Annotated in this window: 8 protein-coding genes; 5 read left to right on the top strand and 3 right to left on the bottom strand. The window is 56.4% G+C overall.

What is annotated here, in order from left to right; all coding sequences use genetic code 11:
- The first annotated feature begins 230 nt into the window (after positions 1 to 230).
- The 5 genes from Fuma_RS03670 (at position 231) to Fuma_RS03650 (ending at position 6,681) form a co-directional block, all read left to right on the top strand.
- Complete coding sequence (locus Fuma_RS03670; protein WP_218922384.1) at positions 231 to 1,181, top strand: mechanosensitive ion channel family protein; 951 nt, start codon at positions 231 to 233, stop codon at positions 1,179 to 1,181.
- Positions 1,182 to 1,193: 12 nt separating this feature from the next.
- Positions 1,194 to 1,889 carry a TrmH family RNA methyltransferase gene (locus tag Fuma_RS03665; protein ID WP_077022949.1) on the top strand — a complete coding sequence of 232 codons (696 nt, stop codon included), beginning with the start codon at positions 1,194 to 1,196 and terminating at the stop codon, positions 1,887 to 1,889.
- A 254-nt stretch (positions 1,890 to 2,143) separates the two neighbouring features.
- On the top strand, positions 2,144 to 5,098 hold the full coding sequence (locus Fuma_RS03660; RefSeq protein ID WP_077022948.1) for a BamA/OMP85 family outer membrane protein: 2,955 nt from the start codon (positions 2,144 to 2,146) through the stop codon (positions 5,096 to 5,098).
- 18 nt (positions 5,099 to 5,116) lie between these two features.
- Positions 5,117 to 5,695 carry a DUF447 domain-containing protein gene (locus Fuma_RS03655; protein WP_077022947.1) on the top strand — a complete coding sequence of 193 codons (579 nt, stop codon included), beginning with the start codon at positions 5,117 to 5,119 and terminating at the stop codon, positions 5,693 to 5,695.
- On the top strand, positions 5,692 to 6,681 hold the full coding sequence (locus tag Fuma_RS03650; RefSeq protein ID WP_077022946.1) for a GHMP family kinase ATP-binding protein: 990 nt from the start codon (positions 5,692 to 5,694) through the stop codon (positions 6,679 to 6,681). The genes Fuma_RS03655 and Fuma_RS03650 overlap by 4 nt, the downstream gene beginning before the upstream one ends.
- On the opposite strand, the gene Fuma_RS03645 is transcribed toward Fuma_RS03650, so the two are convergent.
- The 3 genes from Fuma_RS03645 to Fuma_RS03635 all read right to left on the bottom strand — a co-directional run bounded on the left by Fuma_RS03645 (position 6,663) and on the right by Fuma_RS03635 (position 12,350).
- Positions 6,663 to 7,346, bottom strand: coding sequence for a TIGR04283 family arsenosugar biosynthesis glycosyltransferase (locus Fuma_RS03645; RefSeq protein ID WP_158520843.1), 684 nt, complete (start codon positions 7,344 to 7,346; stop codon positions 6,663 to 6,665). The genes Fuma_RS03650 and Fuma_RS03645 overlap by 19 nt on opposite strands.
- A 118-nt stretch (positions 7,347 to 7,464) precedes the next feature.
- On the bottom strand, positions 7,465 to 11,739 hold the full coding sequence (locus Fuma_RS03640; protein WP_077022945.1) for a serine/threonine-protein kinase: 4,275 nt from the start codon (positions 11,737 to 11,739) through the stop codon (positions 7,465 to 7,467).
- Positions 11,736 to 12,350, bottom strand: coding sequence for a sigma-70 family RNA polymerase sigma factor (locus Fuma_RS03635; protein ID WP_077022944.1), 615 nt, complete (start codon positions 12,348 to 12,350; stop codon positions 11,736 to 11,738). The genes Fuma_RS03640 and Fuma_RS03635 overlap by 4 nt, the downstream gene beginning before the upstream one ends.
- Positions 12,351 to 12,515: the final 165 nt, after the last annotated feature.

Genomic DNA, 12,515 nt, shown 5'->3' with positions numbered 1-12,515 from the left:
CCAAGCGAGGAAGCCATGGCAAATTATGACGGCTAGGCAGAAGAGTGGGGCATGCCGAACCCAGCGCTTGCAGATTCTGCATCTTAGCCAACGGCCGGGCAGCCGAAGCTGCGGCACCGTGAGCGAAAAGCTGTGTCTTGTAACCCCTGTTTACCCGAATTCGAAGATGTCATAAATTGCATTTTACAGGTCGAGAAGTGGACTGAACGAAACGGATGGAAATCGAAAGCATGGATATTCTTCGCGGCGCAATCGTGGCTCAGGCAGCCGCCGAAACGGAAGCGGGCGGCGTGCAGAGCGTATTGTCTTCATCAATGGACTGGATTCTCAGCCACATTTCATTCCCCTGGCTGGTCGCACAAGTCGCCACCTACGGGCCGAAGTTACTCGGGGCAATCGTGGTATTCGTCGTCGGTCGCTGGCTGGCTCGAGTTGTGGCGGCGGGGATCGTGCGAGGAGCTCGAAAGGCTCGCGTTGACGAAACTCTGGTCGGGTTCCTTAACAACCTGATCTACATGCTGCTGCTGATCGCCGTCTGTATTGCGTCGCTGAAGCAACTGGGGGTTGATGTCACGTCGCTAACCGCCGTACTGGCGGCTGCCGGTTTCGCAATCGGGATGGCGATGCAAGGGTCACTCGGCAACATAGCGGCCGGTGTGATGCTCGTGTTTTTCAAGCCGTTTCGAGTCGGCGACGTCGTCGAAGTTGGCGGCAGCAAGGGCACGGTTGTGGAAATTCAGATCTTCAACACTATCCTGCTGACGCTGGATAACGTGAGGATCATCGTCCCCAACGGGAAAATCACCGAAGGCACCATCGAAAACTATTCGGCCGAACGCGAACGCCGAATCGACCTCGTCATCGGCTGCGGTTACAACGACGATTTGAAAGCCGTCAAGGCGATGCTGCTGGAGGTTGTGGAGTCCGATGAACGAGTTCTCAAGTCCCCAGCCCCCGTTGTTGCTGTGGCGGAACTTGGTAGCAGCAGTGTGAACTTTGTCGTCCGACCGTGGGTCGCCAGCCGGGAATATTGGAACGTAAGGTTTGCTCTGACGGAGAAAATCAAACTGGAAATGGACGAACGCGGCTTCACCATTCCATTCCCGTCTCAGGATTTGTTCATCCACAACCCCGATGCAGCGACCGTCAGTCAGCCCGTAATTTCCGCTCGCGCCGCATAGTCGCTGTCACGTATGTCCGAAACCCTGCTGCAATTTCTTGAAGGTTGTATTGCCGAAGAACGTCTGCAACGCTTTCGCGACGTTCTGTCGCACCGAACGCGGCACGTCGCCCTTGTGCTGGAGAACGTGTTTCACGTTCATAACGCCAGTGCGTGCCTTCGAACATGCGATTGCTTCGGCGTGCAGGATGTGCATACGATCGAATCTCATAACAGCTTCGAGCCCAACAAAGGCGTTGCTTTAGGTGCCAGCAAGTGGCTGACGATTCGCCGCTATTCGAGAAAACTGTCTGACGACAAGAACGACACAGCGGCGACGTCCGACTGTATTAAACATCTGCGTGACCATGGCTATCGCATTCTGGCCACGTCACCTCGTCAGAACAGCAAGCCGCTGGACGAAGTGATCATCGACGGCAAAACCGCCGTCATTTTCGGGGCCGAACAAATGGGCGTCAGCGACTTTGCGATTTCGCAGGCTGACGACCTGATCCACATCCCCATGTTTGGCTTCACCGAAAGCTTCAACATTTCCGTTTCGGTGGCGTTGGTGTTGCAGCATCTGATCGGGCAACTCAACGCGAACGCGACCGACTGGAAAATTTCGGAAGCAGAGAAGCACGAATTGTTCGAAAAGTGGGTCCGCATCAGCCTGGGCGACAAACTGCCCCCGCTGCTACGCCGCTTCGAAGAAAGCCGAGCGAAATAGCGAATTTGGCGGATATTGCCGATGCGTACGCGCCAGCCCAGCACCGGGCCAGACTCATATTGAGGCGATTTGCGGAATCCGTTATTGCTACGGCCCCTCAACTGAGATTTTGCCGGAAATTTGCATTTTGCAACGTCTCTCTCAACGCTCGAATCCTCTCTTTTCTCTGCTCAATTCCAAGGAAAACATCACACTTCAGAACTGCCTGAAGGATGGTGCGTTGCCAGGCACGAGCTTCAAATTCGAGAAGTCGTATGTCGTCGTCACAAGCGAAAATAACAAGTAGCTGGATCAGTGCCTTCACGTGCTTTGCCGGAAGTTTGATCCTGCTGCTCACAACCATCGCCCTCACGACACCGCTGCGCGCTGAGGACTTGCCGGAATCGATCACCAGCGTTGTGATCGAAGGTAATGAAACCATTCCAACGTCGCACATCCTCCAGAAAATCGTCACTCAACCGGGCCGCCCTGTCACCAATCGTCAGTTGCGAGAAGACAAGCGTTTGCTGATGAACACGCGCTGGTTCTACAGCGTGACGGAACGCTTTGAGCAACGCGGCGACGGCGTCGCATTAATCTTCCGGGTCCACGAACGTCCCATCGTTCGGCGAGTTGAGTTCATAGGATTGAAGAAAGTTAAGCTCAAAGAAGTCGAATCCTGGACCGGGCTAAAAGTTGGTGCTCCGTTTGATCACGTGGCCAACAAAGAAGCAGAACGACGCATCGAACAGGAATACAAAGAAAAGGGATTTTTCTTCGCCAAGGTGGAACTGGTAAAAGGTGGATCCCCGGCTGACCGTGAAGTGGTCTTTCGAATTCATGAAGGCGCGAAAGTTCGAGTGCAGGAGCGTCGTTTTCTGTTTCGCACAAAGTCTGGCAACATCGCGAAACCGCAACTCACTTCGTTTCTGCAAAGACAATCGCAGGACGGCAGCTACGGCCTATCGCCCTCAGCCGCTCGATTGAAAACAAAGCTGGAAACCAAAGAAGCGTTGTTTGGGTTCTTTGGCGGTCTGTACAAGCCGGAAACCATGCAGCAGGACATCGTCGCGTTAAAACAGTACTACCGCGGCCTCGGTTTCTTCGACATCGACATCACTGCGGCACCCCTGTTTTCTGAGGACCGCACTAGTGTTCGAGTCGACTATACGGTCAGCGAAGGCGTTCCGTACAAGATCAACAGCATCCAGGTGACCGGAAATCACGTCATTCCGACCGAGAAGCTACGGGAAAACGCCGAACTCCGCGAAGGTCAGTATTTCAACTCACTGCCGCTGGGCAAAGACGTGATCGCCATGCGGGAGCAATACGGCGAACGAGGTCACTATTTTGCCAAAGTTGTGCCGGTGCCGAAGTTTTCAGAAAAGCCCGGCGTCGTCGACATTGTGTTTGAAATTGACGAAGACCGACCTCGCTACGTGCGGAACATCAATCCTCATTTGCAGGGCGAGCACCCTCACACGATGGAGATTGTCCCGATCAATCTGCTGCAGTTTGAACCAGGCGACCTTGCCGACCCGTCGAAGATCTCTCGCGGGCGTTCGCGCATGGCAGGCAGTGGAATTCTGGAAAACGTACAGATGGAAGTGGTGCCGGTGGACCCCGGCGAAGTCATGAACGCCTCATCATCACGAAACTTTCGTGGCCAAAGCGGAGCCGGTTATTCTCCATCGTGGACGCAGCTGTTCGACAACGTAAGCGACACGGTCAGCGACAATGCAAGCACAGTTCAGCCGAAAGCCGCTCGACCGATTCGCCATGGTCATTCCCTGTTCAATACAACACCGCTCGGCATGACAGCAACCGGGACGGCGTCACCAACGATGCCTTCCGTCGCGACGGCTAACTCAGTGCTGGCTGAGCCGCTCGCCAGTACTCAGTTCAGCACTCTTGCAACGCCACCGACTCCGTCGATCGTTCAATACGCCGTTTCGAAACCGGCTACGTTATTTGGCCAGACTCAGGAATCGTTGCTGGTTTCTGCTCTGCCGCCGGTCGACGATGACGTGATCATTCGCGGACAAAGCCCGGGTGGATCGTTCTATCAGCCACCGCCTCCGGGTCGCGGTAACGCCGTGCTGGAAGGCAGCCCATACAACAATCAGTTTCAGGCATTGCCACCGGGCTGGGTGGATATCAACGTGTCCGCTGCGGAAGGTCGTACCGGGCGTCTGATGTTCGGTGCAGGTGTCAACAGCGACGCCGGCATCGTTGGTTCGTTTGTATGGGACGAGCGAAACTTCAACCTGTTTCGACCACCGACATCGTTTGCAGATATCATCGACGGTCGAGCGTGGCGTGGTGGCGGGCAGCGTTTTCGTCTGGAGGCTGCTCCTGGTGACCAGGTCAGCCGCTATGCGTTGAGCTGGACTGATCCGTATTTCATGTACAGCGACTACAGCCTGAGTGTCAGCGGCTTCTACTTCAACCGCTTCTACCCCGACTGGGATGAAACGCGTACTGGCGGTAGAGTCGCCATCGGCAAGCAGCTTACGCCCGAATGGTCTGTGAATGGTGCCATTCGTCTGGAAGATGTGGAAATCGAAAACCCTCGAGCCGTCACCGGCGGCACGACGTCCGTCCCCGAATTGGAACGAGTTCGAGGTAACAACTTCCTGTCTACGTTCCGAGCCTCCGCGACTCACGACACGCGAGATTCAACGCTGCTTCCGGGTGAAGGTCACTTCATGGACCTGGCCTACGAACAGGCCTTTGGCGACTTCAACTATCCTCGACTAGAAGCCGAAGGACGTCAGTATTTCACGATGTACAATCGCCCGGACGGCAGTGGCAAGCATGTGCTGACACTGGCCGGAAATCTGGGCTGGTCCGGCGACGACACACCCGTATTTGAACGCTACTACGCGGGCGGCTTTCAGTCGTTCCGAGGTTTTGCTTTCCGAGGCATCACGCCACGCGGGGCCGATAACATCTCAACGGGTGGTACGTGGCAAATGCTTGGCACGGCTGAATACCGAGTTCCCGTTACCGCTGATGACATGATTCATCTGGTCGCCTTTTCGGATTTCGGAACGGTCGAACAGGAAATCACGGCAGACAACTTTCGAGTCACCGTCGGTTTGGGCCTGCGAGTTGTCGTGCCCGCCATGGGCCCCGTTCCGCTGGCGTTTGACTTCGGATTTCCGATCCGAAGCAGTGCTGACGACGACGAACGGATCTTCAGCTTTTACGTAGGAATCAACCGGTAAGTCGCTAAACTGCCGGGCATGATTGTCGAAGGCCTTCTCACCAGTACCGACTCTGCCGGCACCATCAACGTGGCTCCAATGGGGCCGATCGTGCATGGCGACTTCACAACGTTCACGCTGCGTCCGTTCGCCGGCAGCACTACGTTCGAAAACCTGCAGGCCCAAAAATGTGGCGTGTTTCATGTGGTTGACCGCGTGAACGTGATTGCCGAAGCGGCCATCCGTCGGCTAAAAGATATCCCCGCCACCGTGGCTGCCAGCAAAGTGAATGGCTTTGTTCTGCAAGACTGCTGCCGTTGGTTTGAGTTCAAAATCACCGACATCGACACCAGCGAACAACGATCGGTCATGACGGCTAACGTGATTCACACGGGAAACCGCAGGCCCTTTCATGGCTTCAACCGAGCTCGTCACGCCGTGATCGAAGCCGCGATTCTGGCCACACGAGTTCACCTTCTGCCCGCTGCTGACGTGCAGACGCAGCTTGGTTTTCTGCAGTCTGCCGTCGAAAAAACGGGCGGTGCAGAGGAAACCGCTGCGTTCACAATGCTGGTCGAACACATCCAACAGCACTACGCCGGAGCTGCCGTGGCATGACGGACGTCGAAGTCATCACGGGCTCGCGGCTGCATTTTGGCCTGCTGTGCGGTGCCACCGATTCCGGCTGGCATTACGGTGGAATTGGCCTCATGGTCGATCAACCATCCTGGCAACTGCGAGTCACTCGGTCGACACAGGCTGCGGATTCGTTTGACGCATCGGAGGCGGTGCAAACGCGGCTTAAGACATTGGTCGCGGAGTTCCGCCGTTCGCACGCAAGCCTTCCACCGATTCACATTGCTGTCACAAATGAAGTCCACTTTCACACAGGCCTCGGCTCGGGAACTCAACTCACCCTCGCGGCTGCCACGGCTCTGTTGCTGTTAAGTGGGTCGCCGCGACCTGCGAGCATTGCAGACATCGCGGCCATTTTGGGGCGCAGTCGCCGATCAGCCGTGGGCACGTTTGGATTCGATCGAGGTGGGTTTGTGGTCGATCACGGAAAATCGGCTTCCGGCGATCAGCTTCCCATCACGCGAATCGCGTTTCCAGATGAATGGCGAATGGTGATCGTGACACCAACACAAAGTGTCGGGATGTCCGGCGCATCCGAAGAAACGTTCTTTGGCGATGAACGCTACCTTGAGGCGGCGGTCGTTACCAGGTTTGAAAAGCTGATCGAATCGCGAATCGTCCCCGCTTTGCAAGATGCCAACTTCCCGGATTTCCGTGATGCGATAGCGGAGTACGGAAATCTGGTCGGCGGCTATTACGCGGCGGCTCAGGGAGGCATCTATTCCAGCGCAGAAATTCGCGGGCTCGTGGATTCGATGGCAGAGTTCAACATCCCAACTCCCGTTCAGTCGTCGTGGGGGCCTTCCGTCTGCATTCCTGCGTCGTCCGAAGAACATGCGGCAGAAATTGTCGCCCACCTTCAGCGATACAAAGCCAGCCAACCCCTACGAATCAACATCGCGCGAGGACTAAACGTCGGCGCAACCGTACGGACGGCGGCGCCCGAACATCAACGATCGTTTGGGTAGAACCGAGCCAGGCGGTCCGGCGATATTCCCAGATGAGCGGCCGTAATCAACGTCCAGTTGCGTAAAGTCTGAGTGACCAGCCCACGATCCTGCCATCGGCGCGCAGACACTGTCAGCGGACTCCGCAGCAGTGCGATCCGGCCGCAACGCTTGAGCCGTTTCATGAAGTACAAGTCTTCCATCAACTGCAGATTTGGGAAGCCGCCAAGCTTCTGAAACACATCCTTCCGCACGAAGATCGCCTGATCACCGTAGCCCCACTTCAGCAATCGCACGCGCAACGCATTGCCGGCTTCCACGATTCGATAGCGCATCCCACCCGCATCAATCCGCTGTCGAAAACAGCCGCCAACCATAGTCGGATCGGCGGACAGCCTGCGACAGATTTCCGAAACCGCATCCTCGTGAAGTTCGCAGTCCGCATGCAAGAACAACAGCACATCGCCGCACGCCGCGTCCGCTCCCACGTTCTGCTGAACCGCCCGGCCACGCTCAGAATGCAACACGGTCGCTTTTGCGCTCGACGCCACCGCCACCGTCTGATCACCGCTGCCCGCGTCCACAACAATCACTTCGCTCGCGCCAGCTTCAATAGCGCTAGCAATCGCCCGCCCAACATTCGCTTCTTCGTTGAGCGTAGGAATGATGACTGAAACAGATGGCACCGAATAATCCGTGAAGTTCTGACAGCGGAAACCTGCGAGCCAGGACATGCAAATCACAGGTTCTGGATCGGGCGGATCATAGCAGACTTCATTCTCTTGAGTGCCAGACTGACGCAGTTCAAGGCGCGATTTCAACCGCCACTTCGCGACTTAGCCGCTGAAACTCGATCACGTTCAGTGGCATTACTTCCTTGTCAGCGAACCATGTTCGCATCGCTGCGTTCCAGGCTTCTGTGGAAGCAATTGAATCACCTTCTGCGTGTTGTGCCCATGCGAGGCATAGATAGTCTGTGGCTGCAGAAGTGTTGGCTGGCCGTTCGAGATTGGCTTTTAACACCGTCACGGCTTCTTCAAACCTTCCCGCACGGCACAAAGCCAGGCCGTACGTATTTGCAACGAGGGTGTCGTCGGGAGTTCGGCGAACGGCTTCTTCCATCAACTGCAGTGCTCGATCGTCGTCACGCAATGCTGGCTCGCCAATCAACATCAGCCATGCCAGAGTGTGACTCGCCCACGACCAGCGTCCGTTGTCGTCGCCACTGAGTTCCAGAATGCGTTCACAGTCGCGCGCTGCTTCCTTGTTGCGCCGCGATTTCAGCAATAGCCAGGTTCGCTTTCCCAAGACGTGCACATCGTCTGGTTTGATGGTAAGACTCCGGTCGTAAGCGGCAATGGCTTCTTCTGTTAATCCCGATTCGCTCAACAGGGTCGCATACTGATACAACAACTCTCTGTTGGTCGGGTCGTCGCTCAGTAACTCTTCGAGCCGCTTTTGCTTTTGAACTAACCGGTCCTGAGACGACACGGGGAGTTCACAGAAGCACTTTCCCAAATGGTCAGCGGGTGGCACAGCTACGCTGCGTTTGGCTGGTAGCGGCGTGGCATCCCAGTCGAGTTTCATCGTCCCAAGCTGGCGACGCACTTCGTGAACATCCCATACATACAAACTGTGGGCACTGGTCCCCGTGCCGGATGCCAGGTACCGTTGGTCCGGACTAAACGTCAGCCCAAGCACCGCCTCGGGGCCAGCCTTGGAATACGATTCGCCGTACGGGTTCTGAAATCGGGCCAACGGAGTCCAGTGGTCTGCTTCCAACAGCAGAATTTCCTCGCCATCATGAGCCGCCAGCAACCGTCCGTCTGGTGACCAGGCTGCTCGCGCGTAGCCCGTATTTCGAAGCGGAATCGTGGCAGCGATCTCCCAGGTTTGAGCGTCAAAGACGTGCAACGCATTTCGGGCACACATCAGCAACTGATGTCCGGTCGGAGAGAAGTCGATGCGAGCGGCGGTTTCGTCCGGCAGTTCATAGCGGAACACCTCCGACTGGTCCTCACGTCGAAATGCCCGCACCAAATCGGTGTATTTCCCCGACAAGGCGTAGACACTTCCGTCTGGTTTCGCCGCGACAAACCAATCCGTCCATTCCGCAGCAAGTGGGGTGCCCATCGTCAAATCGGAAGACGTCGGGTCAAATTCATAAGCCTTTCCGCCGGACATATTCAGGAAGGCAACATCGGCCGCGTGCGTCAACTCAACTTCGACAACAACATCGGCCTGTCCAGCGACTTCGCTGCGAGTGCCCTCCAATTCGGTCGTATCAATGGCCGCTAAAGAATCCGTTTTCCACCGAATCATACAGCCATCAACGCCCGCGAACAGAAACTCGCCGGTGACATCGAAACTAAGGTTGCGTACAAGTCGTGGGCAGCGAAGCACGTGCAGCACCGTTGCGTCCGGCCACGTTCGAATGACCACCTGGTCGCCGGCTGTGTGAGCCAGAAACGAACCGTCGGGATGGAACGCAATTCCATGAACACCTGCATAGCGGTCGTCATCAGATTCCCAGCTCAACACACGGCACGCTGGTGCAGGTTGGAATTGAAATCGGCCCACCGAATCACCAGTTTCCTGAAGTCCCAGCCACTTTCCGTCCTTGCTAAAACCAGTCGCGTAGCGGTTGATCCGCAACAGTTGGTTGCCGATCCAGGGGTTCCACAACCGAGTCGTGTCGTCCCACGCTGTGGTCATCAGCACGCAGTCATCCGGACTGAACTCAGCCTTCAACACCTTGCTGGTGTGTCCCGAACAGGTCGCAATCGGCCTCTCCGGATTTTGCAAGTCCCAGACGTACGCCATGTGGTCATAGCAGGCGGTGGCAAGAAACCGACCGCTGTGACTGAAGTCCGCATCTCTGACATATTCCTGGTGCGGTATGACGGTCAGCTCCGCATCGGAACGCCAGTCGAACACAGCCACGCCGGCGCCCCACCCGATCGCGATGTGGCAACCGGAATGGCAGAAGGTTACAAAGTCGGGCGAATAGTCGAACACTCGCCGCTGCACCACACGGCGTGATTTCAGATCAAATACGATCAGCTGGTTGTTGCCAATCCATGTGGCCAACTGACCATCATCGCTGAAAGCGAACGCGTGCGCGAAGGACTCAGCGGACGAAGGCACACTCGGCAGATAAGGCGTCCAGTCGCCGGTGTGCCAGATTTCAAGACGAGTGACCCCGCTATCGTGAGAACCCATAACCGCTAAATATCGATCATCGGAACTGAACCGTGTGTATGGAGGATAAAGGGGATCCCAGCCGCGTGAGAAATGAGCGACGTGATCGCCTTTCTCAACAGTCATCACATCGATTCCGCCCGTACTTGATACGCGAGCGTAGCGTTCCATTTGAGAATCAAAGCCCCAGCGTTCGAACGAGTGAGGAATGCCAGGATCCGGCCGGTCAATATCCGGCTTCACGTCCACCAACCCCAGACACGCGATCGCTTCGTTGCGGAGGCGTTCGATTTGCCGGTCGTCGACGTGCAATCGATCTCGCAGAGCCGACGCATTCGCGATCGCTTCCAGCCCATCAAACGCTCGCCCAGGCCGGAAACCTTCCCGTCCCGACTTCGCGCGAGCGGCATACGCTTCAAACAGATTCTCTGTCGCCTGGTCGTTCGCCTCCCGTTCGCGAATCTCGGCATTCGTCGCTCGGTCCAGCGACAACAGTAATTCATTCTGTCGGCTGCTAAGCTTCACTGCGGCGACGCTCGAAACAATCGCCACCATTACCAGCAACGTTAGCGCCAGTCCGCTGAGTGCGGCGACGGCAGGATTGCGGCGGCACCAGAGTTGACAGCGTTTCCACGGTGATGCTCGACGGGCTACGATTGGCTTATCGTCAAGAAACCTGCGCAAATCCTTCGCCATGTCGGCAGCCGCCCCATAGCGAAGTCGTGGGTCGGGATGAGAGGCCTTCATCACGATCGTTTCCAGATCGCGAGGAATGTCTGGAATCAGCGATCGCGGCAATGGCAGCGGACTGGTTGTAATCTCCCGAATCAGCGTCGCTCGATCAGCCGCTCGAAATGCCGGCTGCAGGGTAAGGAATTCGAAAAGCGTCAGCCCCAAACTGTAGACATCGCTGCGACAATCATTCGTTCCCTGAAACCGTTCGGGAGCAAGGTAGCGCAACGTGCCGATCAGGTCGCCGGTCTGAGTCAGGTTGTCCGCTTCGTGAGGAGTGTCGGTATCAAGTGCTTCGGCCGTATCACCGGCACGAGCCAGACCGAAATCGGTGATCCAGATATTCTTCTCGACGTCCAGCATAAGGTTGGCTGGCTTAATATCACGATGCAGCACGCCCTGAGAATGTGCGTAATCGAGAGCGTCCGCCACGTTCGCCATGAGTTCAGCGGCATGGCGGAAATAGTCAGCATGGGATGAGGAGCCAGATGCTGATTGCAGCAAAGAAGATGACACGCCTGAAAGAGCGCTGGCATCTTCCATGGGGTGCCGCGCAACGTCTACTTCGATCGGTGAGACCGAAGAAGGTTGGCGAGCACCAGCGTCATTCCGCAACTGCTGCAATTCGCGCAGCACCGAATCGAGGCTTTGACCATGGATGTACTGCATCGCCAGAAAGTGCAGACCATCAGCTTCGCCCACGCCATACACCGGCACAATATTGCTGTGATGCAGCGACGCAGCGATCCGGGCTTCGCGTTGAAACCGTTTGACCTGCCGACTGTCCGCCATAGACTGCCACGGCAACAGCTTTAGCGCCACGTGTCGGCCAAGAGACTCCTGAATGGCCTCATACACGACGCCCATGCCGCCTCGGCCGATTTCACGGATGATGCGAAAATCGCCCAACCGTTTTAGCTCAGTCCCATCAGGTGTCACAGCCGCACCGCCATCGTGCAACGGTTCCGAAACCTCAGCCTGTTCCATCATGGCCACAGCGGGAAAGAGTTCTCGAATTTCCTGTTCCAGTTCCGGATGCCGCTGGACAAATTCCGACAGCGACGGGTATTCGCCCTGACGTTTGCGGCTTAGGAACTCGTCCATTAATGGGCCGAGTTTGTCGTCGATATCGCCGTCCGTCGTCATGAATTCGACTGCTCCAGGTCATTCAGGGCACTCTTCAATCGACGGATCGCCCGCACGTATCGCTTGTAAGCGGCTTGAGGCTCTATACTCAGCACCTGAGCCGCTTCGGCATTGTCGAGCTGTTCGAAATGTCGCAGCGCCAGAATTTCGCGATCAAATTCTTCCATGGCGTTCAACGCATCCTGAATCTGCTGTCGTAACTCAGCCCGATTCGCGGCGTTGCTGGGAGAAGAAAAACGGCCCACCAGTTTTGCCGCCAACGCGGCCGACGACGCTTCCAGTCGACCGCCGCAGTCGATTGAAACTTCTCGTCCTGCATCACGAGCCTGCACGCCCAGATGGAAGCGATGCAACTGAGCCAATTTTTGGCTGGTGAGAAACCGCAGCCAAACAAATGGGCTCACCTCCGGCTTTGCCTGATACTCCGCGTGTCTTTGAGTGGCCTCAACATACGCATCCTGAATCACATCGGATGCGTCGACTCGGCCGTTCAGCCGCCGGTCCAGTCGTAGTTGAACCATGCGGCGCAAGCGTTCTCTGTGCTGAGCAAACAGTTCACCAAGGCCCGCCTGATCGCTGTCGCTGTGAAAATCAGAATGGTCTAACGACATGGTACTCCTCATGAAGAAGTGTACTGCGAATGCGACCAGAAGTCGTACACGTACAAATTCATTTTTCCGCGGGTGTGGCATTCTGTTCAGCCACGCGAAACGCCTGTGGAGGAGTGGATACCGGCTTTCTCCGGAATTTCCGGTTCGGTTCTGTATGAACGCTGC

Origin of the sequence: Fuerstiella marisgermanici (assembly GCF_001983935.1) — a bacterium.
Lineage (GTDB): Bacteria > Planctomycetota > Planctomycetia > Planctomycetales > Planctomycetaceae > Fuerstiella > Fuerstiella marisgermanici.
The sequence above is the reverse complement of the archived record's forward strand: the minus strand, read 5'-3'. Positions and strand labels throughout refer to the sequence as shown.

Coding starts and splice junctions, on each gene's coding strand:
- Fuma_RS03670 (WP_218922384.1), top strand. CDS start 231: ATGGATATTCTTCGCGGCGCAATCGTGGCTCAGGCAGCCGCCGAAACG.
- Fuma_RS03665 (WP_077022949.1), top strand. CDS start 1,194: ATGTCCGAAACCCTGCTGCAATTTCTTGAAGGTTGTATTGCCGAAGAA.
- Fuma_RS03660 (WP_077022948.1), top strand. CDS start 2,144: ATGTCGTCGTCACAAGCGAAAATAACAAGTAGCTGGATCAGTGCCTTC.
- Fuma_RS03655 (WP_077022947.1), top strand. CDS start 5,117: ATGATTGTCGAAGGCCTTCTCACCAGTACCGACTCTGCCGGCACCATC.
- Fuma_RS03650 (WP_077022946.1), top strand. CDS start 5,692: ATGACGGACGTCGAAGTCATCACGGGCTCGCGGCTGCATTTTGGCCTG.
- Fuma_RS03640 (WP_077022945.1), bottom strand. CDS start 11,739: ATGACGACGGACGGCGATATCGACGACAAACTCGGCCCATTAATGGAC.
- Fuma_RS03635 (WP_077022944.1), bottom strand. CDS start 12,350: ATGTCGTTAGACCATTCTGATTTTCACAGCGACAGCGATCAGGCGGGC.